Below are 17,754 nucleotides of genomic sequence, written 5' to 3'. Positions count from 1 at the left end.
CGGGAGGGGCCGCTGGGCAGCGACAGGTTCGTGCATCGCACAAACCTGCAGGTCGGCGTCCGCTGACCGGTCGGCCCGCTCACGGCAGGGTCGCCCCCTTCATCAACCGCGACTTGTAGACGTTGCCCACCACCTCGCCACCCAGCCACGCCGTCAGCCGTTCCGCCTCGGCCTCCAGCGCGCGCCTGGCCGGCGCTCCCGGGTCCCCGCGGAGCACGACGTGGACCCGGCCGTCGTCGGCCTGCACCCAGCACCCCACGACCCGCCCGTCCCACCACGCGGTGGTGCCGGCGTTGCCGACCGAGTCGAAGAGGTAGGGGACGTCGTCGGGGGCGAGGTAGAAGTCGCGCTCCTTCCAGCCCATGGTCGTGGGGTCGAGCGTCGGCAGCAGCGCGGCGGCCGGGTCGACCTGCTCCTCGACGTCGAGATCGTCCGGCAGCAGCCAGCCGCTCCGGTCGGAGTCGAGGGAGACCGGCACCGCGCCCAGCTCGGCCAGGGCCCGGCGTACGGCGCCCTTGGTCGCGCCGAGCCACCAGACCAGGTCGGCCTCGGTGCCGGGTCCGAAGCGCGCCAGCCAGCGCCGCACGAGCTCGGTGTAGCCGTCGGCCTCGGACGACGGCTGCGGCTGCTCCCCCAGCCAGTCGGGCATCGGCGTCCAGCGGGGGCGGGACAGCCGCCAGTGGCCGCCGTTGACGCCGCGCACGATGTCGGCGCGGGCACCGAGCCACCCGAGCACCCGGGGAGCGACGGGGATCGGCCCGCCCCACTTGGAGCCGGGTGAGGTGGCGATCTTGACGTCGAGCGCCGGTAGCCGCTCGCGGAGCGCCTGGGCTCCCATCGGGCCCTCGGCGGCCAGCAGCCCGAGCACCTCCCGGCGCCGGTCGTCGAGCCACGCGTCGCCGTCGTCGGCGAGACCCGCCGCCACCACGTTGCCGCCGACCCGCTTCCGCTCGGCCTCGGCCACCCGGCTCGAGGCGCTGCCCCACGCCGCGGGGAGCAGGTCGCGCGGGAACGCGAACAGGGTTCGGCGCATCGCGAGCTGCTTCACCAGCGCGCGGTCGTCGTAGAGGGCGGAGTCGATGTCGGCCACGGAGACGCCCTCGGTGCGGGCCGCCACCGACAGGTGGACCGTGGCCGGCTCGGTGGCGTGGAGCACGACCACGGCCCGCGCGGCCGCCTCCGCGTCGGCGACGCGGTGGTCGGGGCCGATCGCGTGGCGGCGTACGAGACGTGCGCGGCGCTCGCCGTCGGAGACCTGCCGGGCCGGGCTGTCCATGGGGGAATCGTGCCCGATTCCCCCGACACCGGGGCGCGAGCGGGTCCGGGCGCCTACGATGCGCGGACGACGCGTGGGCGCGTCCGGGACGGGGAGACACCATGACGCAGCACCCGGGGTACGGCGGCCAGCAGCCGCCGGGCCCTCCGGCGTACCCGCCGGAGGGGTGGGGACCGCCGGTCGGACAACCGCCCCCTCCCCCACGGCGACCGCAGTGGGGCGCCGGCCGGATCCTGGTGGTCGTGCTGGCGGGCATGGTCCTGGTCGTGGGCGTGGTCGTGGCCCTGGTCGTGGCCGTCGTCCCGCTCCTCGAGGCGCCCGACGACGCCCGGCGGGACGACACCGGCCGGATCCTCGAGCAGGCCACGGTCAGCAAGAACGCGCTCCGGCCCGGCGACTGCGTCAACGACGCGGCCCTGCGCGACCTCGCGCTCGGCGACGACCTGCAGGCCACCAGCTCCACCGTCGACGTGGTGCCGTGCGGGGAACGCCACGACTTCGAGGTGACCGCCGCGTTCACCGTCCCCGATCGCGACTACTCGGAGGACGACGCGCTCCGGAAGGTCGTGCACCAGGGGTGCGTGCAGCGGCTGCGCGAGGAGTGGTCGCAGGACCGGGCGCTGCTGCGCAACAAGATCCTCGCCTACTACCTCCCGGCCGCCCGGGCAACGCAGCGGGACAACGCCGTCTGCATGCTGCAGCTGGCCTCCGAGGAGCAGATGCGGGGCCCGATCCGCTGAACCGGCTCAGCGTCGGGCCACGAAGCCCAGCACGTCGTGGACGACGCGCCGGCTGCTCGCCACCCTCATGTGCCCCTGCCCCTCGTAGCGCACCAGGGTGCACTCCGGGATGAGCCGCGCGGTCTCCTCGACCAGGTCGATCGGGAAGAACTGGTCGCGGTCACCGCAGAGGAGGATGACCCGCGACCCGATGTCCGCAAGCACCGGGCGGGCGTCGAAGGCCAGCTCCGCCCGGGTCTCGACCAGGACGTCGGCGGGCGGGTAGCTGGCGCCCGAGAGCAAGCTGCGTGCGACCAACGGCCCGGCCAGGCGACGGACCCACCGGCTTCGCTCACCCGGGAGCACGTACTCGGCGAAGATCCGGCCTGCCTGTGCCGGGTCGCCCGCGGCGAGGGCGGCAGCCGCCCGCGTGTCCACGTCCTTCCCCCACTCGCTCACCTCGGCGGCGGCCACCACGATGGCCAGGTCACGCCACCGGTCGGGGTGGCGAGCGGCCAGGTACTGGGCGATCATCCCGCCGTACGACTCGCCCACCACGAGGTCGACGCGTCCGTCGAGGTCCTCGTCGATCGCCTGCGCGTAGTCGTCGGCCATGTCGGCGACGGTGTGCCCGCTCGGCATGTTCCTGCGCCGGGTGACGTAGTGGACGGCGTACCCGGCCTGCACGAAGGGTGCGAACCACCGACGCGCCAGCCGCCCCGACATCCCCCGGGGCAGGCCGCTCCCCGGACCGCCCGGGATGAACAGCAGCGTCCTCGGCCCGCTCCCCCAGGCCTGGACCTCCATCCCGTTCGTGAGCGTCCGGTGGCGCACCTGCTGCCCGGCCAACCCTCACCCCTCGCTCAGCGACCGCAGCGGTCCGGCTGCTGCCACGGCCAGTCGGTCGCGAGCCACGCGGCCACCGCGTCGGCCAGCGGCTCGTCGAGGTCGGCCCGGTCGGCGCGCACCCACGACTGGACGACGACGTCGCCGCCGCGCTCCGGCGGGTAGAGGTAGACGCAGCCGATGACGTCAGTGCGGTCGGCCGGGTCGAGCACCGTGAACGTGAATCCCCTGCCTGCAGCGAAGTCGTCGGCGTGGCGACGCAGGTCGGCGAGGTTGGCCTCGAGCGACATCCCGCCGACCGGCGGCCAGCTGTCGTCCGGGTACCCGGGGGTGGCGTGGATGTGCTCGATGCTGGAGGTCCACGCCGCGAGGTCCGCCTCGTTGTGCTGGGGTCCCAGCGGCTCGAGCACGAACCGGTCGGTCGTCAGCGACGTGGGCGGTTCGAAGTCGGTCGGCACGAACGCCTCGGCTCCCATGGGGGGAGCGTATCGAGGTCATCGCCCGTCCCACCTGCCCTTCTCCGGGCGTCACCACTCCGCACCGCGGGCTTCGACACGGCCTGGACGGCCCTCCTCAACCACCGACACCGGCACCACCACTCGGCGTATGGGCCGCCGGTGGTTGAGGAGGTCGCGCAGCGACCGTCTCGAAACCACCCCGGCCGGACTCTCGCCGGAGGTCAGACGACCGAGAGCGGGAGCAGCTTCTGGCCGGTGGGGCCGACCTGGATCTCGGTGCCCATCTCGGGGCAGACGCCACAGTCGTAGCAGGGGGTCCAGCGGCAGTCCTCGACGTCCTCGACGCCGTCGGGGTCCTCGGCGGCGGCGAGGGAGTCCTCCCAGTCGGCCCACAGCCAGTCCTTGTCGAGGCCGGAGTCGAGGTGGTCCCAGGGCAGCACCTCGTCGACGTCGCGCTCGCGGGTCGTGTACCAGTCGACGTCGACACCGGTCCCGACGAGCGCCGTGGCGGCGGACTCCATCCAGCGGTCGTACGAGAAGTACTCGCTCCAGCCGTCGAAGCGCCCGCCGTCGCGCCACACCTGCTCGATGACCCGCCCGACGCGTCGGTCGCCGCGGGAGAGCAGTCCCTCGACGATGCCGGGCTTGCCGTCGTGGTAGCGGAACCCGATGGCGCGGCCGAACCGCTTGTCGGCGCGGACTGCCTCGCGGAGCCGGCGCAGCCGATCGTCGGTGGTCTCGTGGTCGAGCTGGGCGGCCCACTGGAACGGCGTGTGCGGCTTGGGCACGAACCCGCCGATGGAGACTGTGCACCGGATGTCGTTGCGGCCCGAGACCTCACGGCCCTTGGCGACGACCTTCTTGGCCAGCTCGGCGATCTCGAGCACGTCGTCGTCGGTCTCGGTCGGGAGCCCGCACATGAAGTACAGCTTCACCTGTCGCCAGCCGTGGGAGTACGCCGTCGCGACCGTGCGGATCAGGTCCTCCTCGGTGACCGCCTTGTTGATCACCTTGCGCATCCGCTCCGAACCGCCCTCGGGGGCGAAGGTCAGGCCCGAGCGCCGGCCGTTGCGGGAGAACTCGTTGGCGAGGGTGATGTTGAAGGCGTCGACCCGGGTCGAGGGCAGCGACAGCGAGACGTTCGACCCCTCGTAGCGGTCGGCCAGGCCGGTCGCGACGTCGCCGATCTCGGTGTGGTCGGCGCTCGAGAGGGACAGCAGCCCGACCTCCTCGAAGCCGGACTTCCGGATGCCGTTCTCGACCATGTCGCCGATGGTGTTGATCGAGCGCTCGCGGACGGGCCGGGTGATCATCCCGGCCTGGCAGAACCGGCAGCCCCTGGTGCAGCCCCGGAAGATCTCCACGCTGTAGCGCTCGTGGACCGTCTCGGCCAGGGGCACCAGCGGCTTCGCCGGGTAGGGCCACGCGTCGAGGTCCATCAGCGTGTGCTTGCGGACGCGGTAGGGGATGCCCGGACGGTTGGGCACGACGGCGGCGATGCCGCCGTCGGCGTCGTACGAGACGTCGTAGAAGCCCGGCACGTAGACCGAGCCGCTGACGGCGAGCCGGCGCAGCAGCTCGGCGCGACTGCCGGGGCGGCCCTCCTCCTTCCACTCGCGGACCACGTCGGAGATCGCGAGCACGACCTCCTCGCCGTCACCGAGGACGGCGGCGTCGAGGAAGTCGGCGACCGGCTCGGGGTTGAACGCCGCGTGCCCGCCCGCGACGACCAGCGGGTCGTCGTCGCCGCGGTCGGCGGCGTGGATCGGGATGCCGGCCAGGTCGAGCGCTGTGAGGAGGTTGGTGTACCCCAGCTCGGTCGCGAACGAGACCCCGAGCAGGTCGAAGGAACGCACCGGTCGGTGCGAGTCGACGGTGAACTGCGGGATCGGCCCGTCGGCGTCGCCCTCGCGCATCACCTGCTCCATGTCGGGCCACACCGAGTAGGTGCGCTCGGCGAGGATCCAGTCGCGCTCGTTGAGGACCTCGTAGAGGATCTGCACACCCTGGTTGGGGAGCCCGACCTCGTAGGCGTCGGGGTACATCAGCGCCCAGCGCACGGCGACGGAGTCCCAGTCCTTGACCGTCGAGTTCAGCTCGCCCCCGACGTACTGGATGGGCTTCTGCACCGACGGCAGCCTCGGCTCGAGCCGGGGGAAGACCGATGCGACGGACACGCGGGACTCCTCGACAGACGCTGTTGGGGAAGGCCTCATCGTACGTCGCGGAGGGGTCTGGACCGATTCCGCACAACGGCCACGGGTGTCCCCGCGAGCCCCTACCCTTGACCGGGCAAGGGGGAGATTCCGTGGGCACCTCTCAGACTGCGACGCCCCGGCGGGGACGCGAGACCCGGTTGCGCGAGCGCCGGGTGTCCGTGGTCGCCCTCGTGACGGTGGTCGGCACGATCCTCGCGCTGTTCGAGATCCCGCCCGCCGACACCCCGACCGAGCTGTGGCCGAGCCTGGCGGCGTCGTTCGTCTGGACCACGCTGGTCTGGGACGGCCGTGCCACCCCGGGCCGCGAGCTGGTGCTCCACCTGCTCGCCCAGGTGGTGCTGTTCGTCGGGATCGCCGCGGGCTTCGGCTGGGACCCGGCCGACGCGACCTGGATGGCGCTGACCAACGTGGGCGGCGGCGTCCTGATGGCGGTCGTCTACACCCGGTTCCGGCCGGAGGCCGACTGGGCGCCGGCCACCGCGGTGGCCCACGTGGGCCTGCTGGCCTCCGCCGTCCTCGCGGGCGCCGTCGTCGCGCTGCTCGGAGGCTTCCCCCACCTCGAGATCGGCACCGTCGAGCGGCTGCAGCTGTGGTGGGTCATCCGCAACACGGTCTTCGCGTACGTCGGCGGGGTGACCTTCCTCGTCCTGTTCTTCGCACCCCGACGACCCGTCGAGCAGCGGGCCCCGCGCTGGGCGGTGGTGCTGCTCGTCCCCCTCGGGGCCGCCTGCCTGTGGGTGACCTACCTCGACCCCGGGCTCCCGCTGACCTGGTTCCTGCTGCTGCCCGCGATCGTCGCCGGCAGCATGCTCACCCCGCGCGGCGCCGCCGCCTACGCCCTGGGCCTGGCCGCCGGGGCCGCGCTGGCGACCCTCAACCCGATCAACCAGTTCGACTACGAGGGGTTCCTGCCGGGCTCGCTGATCATCGACCTGCTGCTCACGGCCTCGACGTTCATCACCCTTCAGCTGGCGATCCTGCGTGACCAGCGCGCGGTCGCGACCCTCGAGCTCGACCGGCAGACCCGCAACGCCCGGGAGCAGGCGGCCCTGCTCGCGACCGTCTTCGACACGATGTCCGACGGCCTGGTGGTGCTCGACCCGCAGCGGCGGGTGGTCATGCACAACTCCGCAGCGCGGCAGCTGCTCGGTCACCGGATCCCCCTCGGCCAGGAGCTCCGGCTGGCGCCCCACGTCGACCTGCACGGGCTCGACGAGGCCGACGAGGGCCACACCCAGCAGGTCGTCGTCCCGCTCGACGACGGGGAGCGGGTGCTCGATGTCGGTGCCTGGCCCTTGCCGGGGCCCGACCGACGCACCGTGGTCCTGTTCTCCGACGTCACCGCCCAGCGCGAGCGGCTGGGCGAGCTCGCCAGCTTCGCCGGTGTCGTCGCCCACGACCTGCGCAGCCCGCTGTCCAGCCTGTCCGGCTGGCTGGAAATGGCGGACGACGCGCTCGACGAGGCCGACCCGGCCGCCGCGTCCTCGTTCGTACGGCGGGCGCGGACCAGCGGCGACCGGATGCACCAGGTGATCGACGACTGGCTCAGCTACACCGTGCAGCGCGACGGCCTGCTGGCCCCCGCCGAGGTCGCGCTCAAGCCACTCGTGGCGGCGGTCGTCGCGCCGTTCGCGTCCGCGGGCGACGACCTGGCCCCCGTGTTCGACATCGACGTCGACGACAGCGTGCAGGCCGACCCGGCGCTGACCCGGCAGCTGTTCGCCAACCTGGTCAGCAACGCGGTCAAGTACACCCCGCTCGGTGATCGGCCGCAGGTCACCATCCGCTCCGTGCCCGACGACGAGCCGGGCTTCGTGCGGGTCACCGTCGCCGACCGTGGCATCGGGCTCCCCGAGGGCGAGGAGGAGCGGGTCTTCCAGGAGTTCCACCGCGCGCCGGAGCACGCCGCCGACTACACCGGCACCGGGCTCGGCCTGTCCCTCTGCCGGAAGATCGTGGTCCGGCACGGAGGGACCATCCGGGCCTACAACGACCCCGATTCCGGCACCGTCTTCGACTTCACGCTGCCGGCTGCGTGACCCGACCGTCGTTGGCGGGGACCCCTAGGGTTCCCACATGAGCGGCGAGGTGGTGCGCGGGCGGTTCGGCTGGACCGTCGCCGTCCCGGCGGTCGCGATGCTCGCACTGCTGGCGACGTGGGGCCGCAAGCCCGGCGACGTGGTACTGGTGGTGGTGGCGGTGCTGCTGATGGGGGCGGTCCTCGCCGCCGTCCACCACGCCGAGGTGGTCGCCCACCGGGTGGGCGAGCCGTTCGGGTCGCTGGTGCTGGCCGTCGCCGTCACCGTGATCGAGGTCGGCCTGATCCTGACGCTGATGGTCAGCGGCGGTGACGACACCGCGGGCCTGGCCCGTGACACCGTCTTCGCTGCGGTGATGATCACCGTCAACGGCATCGTCGGCCTCTCCCTGGTCGTGGGTGCGTTGCGCCACCACCTGGCGGTGTTCAACCCCGAAGGGACCGGCTCGGCCCTGGCCACGGTGATCACGCTGGCGACCCTCACCCTGGTGCTGCCGCGGTTCACCACCTCGGAGTCGGGCCCGGAGTTCACCCCCGGCCAGCTGGCCTTCGCCGCGGTCGCGTCGCTGGCGCTGTACGCCATGTTCGTGTTCACCCAGACCGTCCGGCACCGCGACTTCTTCCTCCCGGTCGAGGACGGCGGACCGGCTCCCGACGCCGACCAGGACGGTCACGCCGACCCCCCGACCGGTCGCGAAGCGCTCGCCAGCCTGTGCGTGCTGCTGGTGGCGCTGGTGGCGGTCGTCGGGCTGGCCAAGGTCGAGTCACCCGCGATCGAGTCGGCGGTCGCCGCGCTCGGGTTCCCCCACGCGGTGGTCGGCATCGTGATCGCGCTGCTGGTGCTGCTGCCGGAGTCGATCGCCGCGGTCAGGGCGTCGCTGCGGCGGCGCACCCAGATCGCGCTCAACCTGGCCTACGGCTCGGCCATGGCCTCGATCGGACTGACCATCCCGACCCTGGCCGTCGCGTCGATCTGGCTCGACGGACCGCTGGAGCTGGGCCTCGGTACGACCGAGATCGTGCTGCTCGTGCTGTCGTCGGTGGTGGGGGTGCTGACCGTCGTCCCCGGCCGCGCCAAGCCGCTCGCGGGCGGCCTGCACCTGGCGATCCTGGCGGCGTTCGTGTTCCTGACCATCGCGCCCTGACCCGTCACTCATGCAGGCTCGGAACCGGGCGACCCGTCACTCGTGCAGGTTCGGAACCGGCCGACCCGTCACTCGTGCACAGGTGACGCGGTCGGGGCAGCGCTGGCGGCTCCGGACGGGGACACCGCACACTGAGCCATGCACGCGATCCGGGCCACGAGCGCCTTCGACGGACGCCGCTTCCTCGACGGCGGCGTGACCGTCCTGGTCGACGGCAGCCGCATCGCGGGGGTCGAGGGCCCTCATCACGAGCCGCCGGAGGGCTGCGAGGTGACGGCGTACGACGGCACGCTGCTGCCCGGGCTGGTCGACACCCACGTCCACCTGGTGGCCGACGGCACGCTCGGCGGCCTGGAGCGGACGCCGACCCTGGCCGACGACGAGCTCGACGCCGTGATGTCGGCGAGCCTGGCCCGGCAGGCGGCGGCCGGCGTGACCACGGTCCGCGACCTCGGGGACCGGGCCTACCGGACCCTGGCCGTGCGGGACCGCTCCGCGCCCGGTGTCCCGCGCGTGGTGTGCGCCGGGCCGCCGCTGACCGTGCCCGCGGGGCACTGCCACTTCCTCGGCGGCTCCGCCGAGGGTGAGGCCGGTGTCACCGCCGCCGTGCAGGAGCGGGTCGAGCGCGGTGTCGACGTCGTCAAGGTGATGGCCAGCGGCGGCATGGTCACCCCGAACACCGACATCATGGGGACGCAGTTCTCCGCCGACGAGCTCGCGCTCGCCGTACGCCTGGCGCACGCCGCCGGTCTCCCCGTGGTCGCCCACGCGCACTCGCAGGCCGCGGCCCGGCACGCCTTCGACGCGGGGGTCGACGGCATCGAGCACTTCACGTGCCTCACCCCCGACGGCATCCGGACCCCCGAGGACCTGCTGCCGCAGCTCGCCGCACGACGCGTGGTCGTGAGTCCCACGCTCGGGGCCGACCTCGACCAGCTCCCGCCCCCGGAGCTGGTGCCGCCGCAGATCCGTGACCTGATGACGCGGTACGGCCTGGAGCCGGACGAGTTCTTCCGGACCCGGGGCCTCCAGATGGCGCTGCTCCGCTCCCACGGGGTGGTGGTCATCACCGGCACCGACGGCGGGGTGGGGCCGATGAAGGACCACGGCATCCAGTGGCGCGCCGTCCTGCAGCTGACCGACGGCGGCTACGACGTCGCCGAGGCACTGGCGACCGCGACGTCGGGGGCTGCCGCAGCCTGCGGGGTGGAGGACGAGACCGGCCGGCTCGCCGCCGGGCTGGCCGCCGACCTGCTGGTGGTCGACGGCGACCTGCGCACCGACGCCGAGGCGCTCGGCCGACCCGCCGCCGTGTGGGTGCGCGGCCAGCAGGTGGTCTGAACACGCCGCCGTGTGCGCATATGTGACGGCTCAGCCAGTTCTGGACCTGCACAACTGACGGGTCGGCACCTTCTGAGCCTGCACAACTGACGGGTCGGCGGTGTTGACGGGTGCACAAGTGACGGGTCGCGCTCAGCGGCGGACGAGCACCCGGTCGGGCACCAGGAACCGCGCCGGCGACGCCGAGGCGCGCAGGTGGATGTTCTGCAGCAGCCCCACCGCCAGCAGGACCGCGAACATCGAGCTGCCGCCGTAGGACACGAAGGGCAGGGGTACGCCGGTGACCGGCATGATGCCGAGGCACATGCCGACGTTCTGGAAGGCCTGGAAGCCGAGCCAGCAGGCGATCCCGGCGGCGGCGATCCGGCCGAACACGTCGTCGGTGCGCGAGGCGATCACCAGGGCCCGCCACACGACCACCCCGAGCAGTCCGATCAGCACCCCGGCGCCCACCAGTCCGAGCTCCTCCCCGGCGACGGTGAAGATGAAGTCGGTGTGCTGCTCGGGCACGAAGCCCGAGCGGGTCTGGGAGCCGTTGAACAGCCCCTCACCGAACAGGCCGCCGTTGCCGACCGCGATCCGGGCCTGCTCGGTGTTGTAGCCGGCGCCGCGCGGGTCGAGGTCGGGGTTGGTGAAGGCCAGGAAGCGGTCGACCTGGTAGTCGGCGAGCAACCCCGCCCAGACGGCGGCCGACGCGGTCACCAGGCCGGCGCCCGCGAGCAGCGCCAGCCAGCGGCGCGGGGCGCCCGACGCCGCCAGCACCCCGAAGACGGTGGCGGCGAGCACCAGCATGGTGCCGAGATCGGGCTGGAGCAGGATCAGCGAGGCCGGGATCGCGGCGATGAGCAGCATCAGCGTCACGTCGACCCAGTCGACGGTACGGCGGCGCCGCCCCTCGGCGCGTTCGGCCACGACCAGCGCCATGCCGATGACGACGGCGAGCTTGGCGAGCTCCGACGGCTGGATCGACATGCCACCCAGCTGGATCCACGACCGGGACCCGTTGATCGTGGCTCCGTTGGTCAGGACCAGCACCAGGCCCACGATCGAGGCGAGGTAGGCGACCGGCGCCACGATCCGCACCCACCGGTGGTCGGTCGCCGTCACCAGCACCATCAGCACCAGGCCGATGGCGACGTTGACCAGCTGCTTGCGCAGGTAGGCCGCGGAGTCGCCGGTCGTGAGCCCCTCGCGGGCGGAGGTGGCCGACCACACCAGCAACGTGCCGATGACCAGGAGTGCGGCGACGGCGGCCAGCAGCATCCAGTCGAGGCCGGGCACCCGCCGGGTCGTCGAGGACCGGCTGCCGGTCCACAGCGTGCGGCCGCTCACCGCGCACCTTGCGGCTTCGGCGGCAGGATCGACCCGTCGCGCTTGAACGCCGGCAGCTCGTCGGGGGCGACCACGCCCGGGACGGCCGCACGCTCGCGGTCGACGTCCATGCCCTTGATGCCGTAGAGCGCCTCGTAGATCTTGCGGATCGCCGGGCCGGAGGTGCCCGAGCCGGTGCCGCCCTGGCTCACCATCATCACCACCGCGTAGTCGTCGGTGTAGGAGGCGACCCAGGAGGTCGACTGCTTGCCGTAGACCTCCGCCGAGCCGGTCTTGGCCCTGATCTGGACCTGGTCGAGCGGGAACTCCAGCAGCCGCCAGCTCATGGTGCCGCGGAGGGCGACCCCCTTCAGCGCGGCGTCGATGTAGCCGAGGACGCTGTCGGGGAGGCGGACGTCGCCGGACTTCTCGGGCCTGATCCGCTTCAGCACGGTGCCGTCGGGGCTCACGATCGCCTTGGCGACGCGCGGCTTCCAGAGGGTCCCGCCGTTGGCGATGGCGGCGTACGCACGGGTGAGCTGCAGCGGCGTCACGATGGTGTCCCCCTGGCCGATTGCGAAGTTGACCGCGTCACCGGCCCGGTAGGCGAACCCCTCGACGCAGAACTCGCCGGCGAAGCGGTAGACGAAGTCGCTGGTCTCGCCGTCCTGCGGCTTGGCGGCGATGTCGCAGTAGTAGTCCTTCATCTGCTGCCAGTAGGCGCGCTTCCACTTCCTGTCCGCGATCCGGCCGGAGGCCTCCCCCGGGATGTCGATGCCGGTCTCGTCGCCGAAGCCGAAGGTCTTCGCCTCCTGCACGAGCGGGTCGGGGGCGTCGACGTCGTCGACGTCGGAGCCGAGCCGCTGCCAGAAGTCGTAGCCGACCCGGTAGAAGAAGGTGTTGCAGGAGACCTCGAGCGCCTTCGCGAAGGTGATGTAGCCGTAGGCCCCGGACTCGTAGTTCTTGAAGACCCGGTTGCCGACCGGGAACCCGGAGGAGCAGTTGAGCTGGGTGTCCGTGGTGTAGCCGTGGGTGAGCGCGCCGGCGGTCATGAACGGCTTCCACGTCGAGCCCGGCGCGAACTGCCCCTGGGTGGCGCGCCCGAGCAGCGGGGTGCCGGCCTTCTCGGAGTACAGCCTCGCCAGCTGGGACTTGCTGATGCCGCCGACCCACACCTCCGGGTCGTACGTCGGCTGGCTGGCCATGGCGACGATCCGGCCGGTGTCGACCTCCATGACCACGGCGGCGCCGGCGTCGGCGACGTAGTTGCGGCCGGTCACCTCGTCGAAGGTCCCGCGCGCGGTGCGGATCGTCTGGGCGAGCTGCTGCTCGACGACGCCCTGCACCTTCGCGTCGATCGAGGTGACCAGGGTGTCGCCCGGCTGGCCGGGGATCTCGCTCTCCTCGCCCAGCACCCGGCCCATCGAGTCGACCGCGACCCGGCGATAGCCCGGCATCCCGCGCAGCCACGCGTCGTACTGCCTCTCGACGCCGGCGCGGCCCACCGACGAGGCGCCGTTGACCGACCGGTCGCCGCTCTCGCGGGCGCGGTCGTACTCACCCTCGGTGATCGGGCTGAGGTAGCCGAGGAGGTGGGCGGCGTTGATGCCGAGCGGGTGGGGGTAGGCCCGCACGGTCTGCTGCTCGGCCACCACGGCCGGGTGGTCCTCCGGCTGCTCGAGCACCCGCAGCGCCACCGGCTCGCGCACGTCGCGCGCGATCGGCACCGGCTGGTAGGGCGAGCCGTTCCAGCAGACGCCCGGGACGCTGCCGGCGTCGCCGCAGGTGACCAGCTGCTGGCGGATCTTGTGGGGCGCGAGGTGGACCTCGTCGCCGATCCGCTCCAGCAGCGCGTCCTGGCGACGCTCGGGCATCTTGCCGAGCAGGGTCCGGTCGATCGAGATCACCCACGACATCCGGTTGGCCACCAGCGGCCGGCCCTGGGCGTCGACGATCAGCCCGCGCTGCGGCTGCACCACGACCTCGCGCACCGACTGGGAGGCGGCCTGGGTGCGGTAGTCGGCGCCGGTGATCACCTGGAGGTAGTAGAGCCGGGCGAACAGGGTGGCGAACAGCGAGAACACCAGCGCCTGGATGACCAGCAGGCGCAGCCGGCTGCGCGTGTCGGAAGCGGTGGCCATTACGCCGGGACCCGCTCGCGCTCGGGCTCCAGACGGCGGAACATCCCCATCAGCAGCGGGAGCACGAACGGCGTCAGCAGGACGTCCCAGAGCACCGACAGCGCGATCACGCCGAGCAGCGAGGAGACGTCCATGCTGATCTCGCCGAGCACGATGCCGAGCAGGGCGAACACGCTGGTCCCGACGAAGGACGACGCGGCGACCGTGGCGACCACCGCGGTGGCGGCCGGCCGGACCTCCTGCTGCTGCATGCGCCCCGCGACGTACCCGACCAGCACCAGGGCCAGCGCCCACTGCCCGGCCACGTGGTCGGCGGGCGGAGCCAGGTCGAGCAGCACCCCGGCCACGAAGCCGAGCACCGCCGCGAACTGGGCGCCGCGCGTCAGCGCGGCCGCCACCACGACGAGCAGCACCAGGTTGGGGACCACGCCGTACCAGGCGGGCTGCGGGAAGACCGTCACCTGCAGCACCAGCGCGACCAGCACCGCCGCGAGGGCGACCAGGGCCCGGACCACGTTCATCGCAGGCTCCCGTCCGCCTCGATGACCGCGCGGTCGCTGGCGGTGCCGGACGGCACCACCACCCCGACCAGGTCGAGGGCACCGAAGTCGACGAACGGCTCGATCTCGGCCCGCTGCGCGGTCTCGCGGAGGCTGGAGTAGACCGCGGTCACCCGACCGACCGGGACGCCCGAGACGTACGGCGCACCGCCGTCGCTGCCCCAGGTCACCACGACGTCGTGCCTGGCCGGGACCTCGGCCTGGTCGACGAGCTCGAGGTCGAGCAGTCCGCTGTCGCCCACCGCGCCCCGGCCCTCGAGGAAGCCCATCTCCATCGAGGAGCCCACCCGGCCGCCGACGACCGACCCGGAGTCGATGACCAGCAGCACGGTGGCGGTGTCGCGGGTCACCCGCAGCACCCGGCCGACCAGCCCGTCGTCGTTGACGACCGTGAGGTCGGCGTAGAGCCCGGCGTCGGAGCCGGCGTCGATGGTGACGGTCCGGGAGAACGACTGGGAGGGCCCGACCGCGATCACCCGGGCGGGGACCAGGGCGTAGCCGAGGTTCTCGGCGGCGGTGGTGAGGCCGTCGTACTCCTCGAGGCGGTTGCGGTCGAAGTCGGAGGTCGCGACCTTCGAGCGGAGCTGGGCGTTCTCGGCCTCCAGCGCGGTGAGCTCGGCCCGCAGGTCGTCGCGCGAGCGGAACCAGCCGGGCACGGCACCGACTGGCCGGGCGACCGCCGAGACGCCCGCCTCCAGCGGCCCGAACAGCTCGCCGGCGGCCTCCCGGGCGACCCCGAGCGGCGAGTCGTCGCCGCCCTGGTGGTCGAGGGTCATCAGCGAGGCACAGGCGAGCAGCAGCGCCACCAGCAGGGCGCGCGACGGTCGACGGCGGTCACCGTCGAGGTCGCCCAGGCTGCGCCACCGGCGCTCCCGGTTGCGGAAGTCCCCCATCAGTACCGCCGGGGCTCGGAGACCAGCACCTGCTGCAGGGCCTCGAACTCCTCCACGCACTTGCCGGCGCCGAGGGCGACACTCACCAGCGGTTCGTCGGCGACGTGGACCGGCATGCCGGTCTCGTGGCGGAGCCGCTCGTCGAGACCACGCAGCAGGGCGCCACCGCCGGTGAGCACGATGCCGCGGTCCATGATGTCGCCGGCGAGCTCGGGCGGGGTCTGGTCGAGGGTGGCGCGCACCGCGTCGACGATCGCGTGCAGCGGCTCCTCGAGGGCCTGGCGGATCTCCGCGCTCGAGACGACGACGGTGCGGGGCAGTCCGGAGACCATGTCGCGGCCGCGGATCTCGGCCTCCGGCTCGTCGGGCAGCGGGAACGCCGACCCGAGGGTCATCTTGACCTCCTCGGCGGTGCGGTCGCCGAGCATGAGGGAGTACTCCTTCTTCATCCACGCGACGATCGCCTGGTCGAGGTCGTCGCCCGCGGTGCGGATGGAGAGGCTGGTCACGATGCCACCGAGGCTGATCACGGCGACCTCGGTGGTGCCGCCACCCACGTCGACGACCATGTTGCCGGTGGCCTGGTGGACGGGCAGCCCGGCGCCGATCGCGGCGGCCATCGGCTCCTCGACGATGTAGACCCGACGCGCGCCGGCCTGGTAGCCGGCCTCCTTCACCGCCCGCTGCTCGACGGCGGTGATGCCGCTCGGGACGCAGACCACCATCCGCGGCTTGGCGAAGTAGCGGCGCCGGTGGACCTGCTGGATGAAGTAGCGCAGCATCTGCTCGGTCGCCTCGAAGTCGGCGATCACGCCGTCCTTGAGCGGGCGGATGGCGGTGATGTTGTCGGGCGTGCGCCCGATCATCCGCTTCGCCTCGTGGCCCACCGCGAGGATCTCGCCGTTGGCGTCGTTGAGCGCGACGACGCTGGGCTCGTCGAGGAGGACCCCCTTGCCGCGCACGTAGACCAGCGTGTTGGCCGTGCCGAGGTCGACCGCCATGTCGCGGCCGATGAAGCTGTTCGCCATCGCTCGAATGCCTCGCGCTCGCTCGTCGTACGTGGGGAAGAAGGGACGCATGGGACGACGCGTCCTGCACCGAGGGTAGGTTCGCGCGCGCACGGAGCCCGGCAGGACACGCCAGACGGCGAGGCGGGGCGTGCGCCGGGCTCGACGCGCGGCGAGGCCCATCTCGACCCGCAGGGAGGCCCATCTCGACCCGCAGGGAGGCCCAGCTCAACCCCGAGGGAGGCCCAGCTCAACCGGGGGGTGGGCGGCGGCCGAGCTCGGGGTCCAGGGGTGGTGCCCACCACGGGTCGTGCAGCGGCGGGGCGGTCGTCACCCGGTCGTGCTGGCTGGCGACGACGCGGGCGAGGTTGCCGAGCCCCTCCCCGCCGGGCACGAAGTACGACGCGTGGGCTCCGACGGGCCACCCCGGCCCGGGGCCGGGGTGGCCCGTCTCGGCACGCAACCTGGTCGCGCCCCACGTGTCGAGGGCGGGGTCCTCGCCCAGGCCGACCGGGCCGCCCGATCCGAGCGCCGCGACCGGGTCGAGGCTGTAGCGCAGCACCCAGACGTGGCCGGGCCGGACTCCGAGGTCGGCCGCGGACCCTGCGTCGCCGGCCCCCGGGCTGCCGGCGAGCACGACGTCGTCGGCGTCGAGCCCGCCGGGACCGGTCGCGGCCAGCGACACGGTCGTGGCGCCGTAGCTGTGGCCGACCACGGTCAGGTGGGCCGGGTCGCCGTGGCGACCGGCCCGCAGGTCGTCGACGGCGTCGCCGAGCAGCCCGCCGCCCTCCTCGGCCATCTGCTCCGAGAGCACCCCGATCCCGTCGGGTGCGTCGTACCCGATCCACGCGACGGTGGCGTTGCCGTCGGCGGGGTCGGCCTGCCGCGCGGCCAGGTGGAGGTCGAGCGCGCGGCGCGCGTGGGTCGGGGCGTCGGTGGCGTCGGCGCCGAGGCCGGGGACCAGCACCGCGACGTCGCCGGCGGAGGCCGGGTCGCCCGCCGCGACGACCACCCGCCCGTCGCCCCCGAACGCGCGCGGGTCGTAGGCGAGCAGGTGGGCCTCGACCGGCCGGCCCGTGACCGGGTCGGTCGCCGCTGCGATCCGGTCGAGGGCCTGCCGGGTGGCGCGCGCGGCCGCCGCGTCGGCCGAGCCGGGTGTCGCCAGGTCCTGCTCCACCTCGAGCCGCAGCCGGGCGTCGACGAGGTCCTGGGCGAGCTCCGGACCGGGGCCGGGCGCCAGCGCCGCGTGCAGCTCGAGCCGCCCGGCCAGGTCGTCGAGGACGTCGGCCACGGCACCGGCTCGCCTGCGGAGGCGGGTCGACGCGGCGCCGTACGCGTCGGCGGCGGCGCCGCTCCAGGCCGGGACCGCCCCGGGGCCGGCCGCGATCCGCTCGAGGACGTCGGCCACTCCCCTCAGCCGCGCCGCGAGGTCGCCCGGAGCGGGTGCGGAGGTCACGGCGGCCCGTCCCGCCGGGCGAGACCGGAGACGACGGCGTCCTCGGCGGCGGCGACGGCCCTCACGGTCACGAGCAGCCCCTCGACCAACGTGTCGAGGTCTGCCTCGATGCCGGACGCCGTCCGCTCCAGCACCTCCCGCAGCTGCGCCACCTCACCCGCGACGTCGCCCGGGCCACCGACCGGGCCCCCGCGCACGGACGCGACCGCGTCGGCCAGGTCGACGGCCAGCGCGTCCCAGCGGCGCGCAGCGGCGGACAGCTCGTCGGGCGACAGCTCCACGGGGCCTCCTCTCCCGAGGAGGATGTCGTGGATCAGGCGAGCGTGGGGGCGGGGAAGAATTCA

General features: G+C 73.3%; 15 protein-coding genes. 4 read left to right on the top strand and 11 right to left on the bottom strand.

From position 1 onward, the window contains the following. Nucleotides 1–79: 79 nt before the first annotated feature. Nucleotides 80–1,276, bottom strand: coding sequence for a winged helix DNA-binding domain-containing protein (locus ACQ1X7_RS13995; RefSeq protein WP_432478828.1), 1,197 nt, complete (start codon nt 1,274–1,276; stop codon nt 80–82). A gap of 101 nt (nt 1,277–1,377) precedes the next feature. Here ACQ1X7_RS13995 and ACQ1X7_RS13990 point away from each other — a divergent pair, with 101 nt between their 5' ends. Continuing rightward, a complete protein-coding gene (locus ACQ1X7_RS13990) occupies nt 1,378–2,016 on the top strand; it encodes a hypothetical protein (RefSeq protein WP_432478827.1) in 639 nt (212 codons plus the stop codon). A 6-nt stretch (nt 2,017–2,022) separates the two neighbouring features. On the opposite strand, the gene ACQ1X7_RS13985 is transcribed toward ACQ1X7_RS13990, so the two are convergent. The 3 genes from ACQ1X7_RS13985 to ACQ1X7_RS13975 form a co-directional block, all read right to left on the bottom strand. Beyond that, nucleotides 2,023–2,844, bottom strand: coding sequence for an alpha/beta fold hydrolase (locus ACQ1X7_RS13985; protein ID WP_432478826.1), 822 nt, complete (start codon nt 2,842–2,844; stop codon nt 2,023–2,025). Between the two features lie 14 nt (nt 2,845–2,858). Then, nucleotides 2,859–3,317 (bottom strand): GNAT family N-acetyltransferase, encoded by a 459-nt coding sequence (locus ACQ1X7_RS13980; protein ID WP_432478825.1) that lies wholly within the window; start codon nt 3,315–3,317, stop codon nt 2,859–2,861. A 203-nt stretch (nt 3,318–3,520) separates the two neighbouring features. Continuing rightward, complete coding sequence (locus ACQ1X7_RS13975; RefSeq protein WP_432478824.1) at nt 3,521–5,515, bottom strand: TIGR03960 family B12-binding radical SAM protein; 1,995 nt, start codon at nt 5,513–5,515, stop codon at nt 3,521–3,523. Between the two features lie 92 nt (nt 5,516–5,607). Between ACQ1X7_RS13975 and ACQ1X7_RS13970 the strand changes: the two genes are divergently transcribed. From ACQ1X7_RS13970 to ACQ1X7_RS13960, 3 genes are all read left to right on the top strand, one after another. Then, nucleotides 5,608–7,557 carry an ATP-binding protein gene (locus ACQ1X7_RS13970; RefSeq protein ID WP_432478823.1) on the top strand — a complete coding sequence of 650 codons (1,950 nt, stop codon included), beginning with the start codon at nt 5,608–5,610 and terminating at the stop codon, nt 7,555–7,557. A 37-nt stretch (nt 7,558–7,594) separates the two neighbouring features. Further along, entirely contained in the window at nt 7,595–8,701 is a 1,107-nt protein-coding gene (locus ACQ1X7_RS13965) for a calcium:proton antiporter (protein ID WP_432478822.1), read from the top strand. Nucleotides 8,702–8,839: 138 nt separating this feature from the next. Next, nucleotides 8,840–10,042: an amidohydrolase family protein gene (locus ACQ1X7_RS13960; protein ID WP_432478821.1), complete on the top strand. Its 1,203-nt coding sequence runs from the start codon at nt 8,840–8,842 to the stop codon at nt 10,040–10,042. Between the two features lie 132 nt (nt 10,043–10,174). On the opposite strand, the gene rodA is transcribed toward ACQ1X7_RS13960, so the two are convergent. The 7 genes from rodA to ACQ1X7_RS13925 form a co-directional block, all read right to left on the bottom strand. Further along, complete coding sequence (gene rodA, locus ACQ1X7_RS13955) at nt 10,175–11,374, bottom strand: rod shape-determining protein RodA (protein WP_432478820.1); 1,200 nt, start codon at nt 11,372–11,374, stop codon at nt 10,175–10,177. Next, nucleotides 11,371–13,494, bottom strand: a complete 2,124-nt coding sequence (gene mrdA, locus ACQ1X7_RS13950) for a penicillin-binding protein 2 (protein ID WP_432478819.1) — start codon at nt 13,492–13,494, stop codon at nt 11,371–11,373. The genes rodA and mrdA overlap by 4 nt, the downstream gene beginning before the upstream one ends. Beyond that, a complete protein-coding gene (gene mreD, locus ACQ1X7_RS13945) occupies nt 13,494–14,015 on the bottom strand; it encodes a rod shape-determining protein MreD (protein ID WP_432478818.1) in 522 nt (173 codons plus the stop codon). The genes mrdA and mreD overlap by 1 nt, the downstream gene beginning before the upstream one ends. Continuing rightward, on the bottom strand, nt 14,012–14,947 hold the full coding sequence (mreC, locus tag ACQ1X7_RS13940) for a rod shape-determining protein MreC (RefSeq protein WP_432478817.1): 936 nt from the start codon (nt 14,945–14,947) through the stop codon (nt 14,012–14,014). Before mreC ends, mreD begins: the two co-directional genes overlap by 4 nt. Next, complete coding sequence (locus ACQ1X7_RS13935) at nt 14,947–15,975, bottom strand: rod shape-determining protein (protein ID WP_432478816.1); 1,029 nt, start codon at nt 15,973–15,975, stop codon at nt 14,947–14,949. The genes mreC and ACQ1X7_RS13935 overlap by 1 nt, the downstream gene beginning before the upstream one ends. A 229-nt stretch (nt 15,976–16,204) precedes the next feature. After that, nucleotides 16,205–17,410: an alpha/beta hydrolase gene (locus tag ACQ1X7_RS13930; RefSeq protein ID WP_432478815.1), complete on the bottom strand. Its 1,206-nt coding sequence runs from the start codon at nt 17,408–17,410 to the stop codon at nt 16,205–16,207. Beyond that, nucleotides 17,407–17,691, bottom strand: coding sequence for a hypothetical protein (locus tag ACQ1X7_RS13925; protein WP_432478814.1), 285 nt, complete (start codon nt 17,689–17,691; stop codon nt 17,407–17,409). Before ACQ1X7_RS13925 ends, ACQ1X7_RS13930 begins: the two co-directional genes overlap by 4 nt. Nucleotides 17,692–17,754 lie beyond the last annotated feature (63 nt).

Origin of the sequence: Nocardioides sp. GXQ0305, from assembly GCF_050880345.1 — a bacterium.
In the GTDB taxonomy this organism is placed as follows: domain Bacteria; phylum Actinomycetota; class Actinomycetes; order Propionibacteriales; family Nocardioidaceae; genus Nocardioides.
This window is presented reverse-complemented; position numbering and strand designations above follow the sequence as displayed.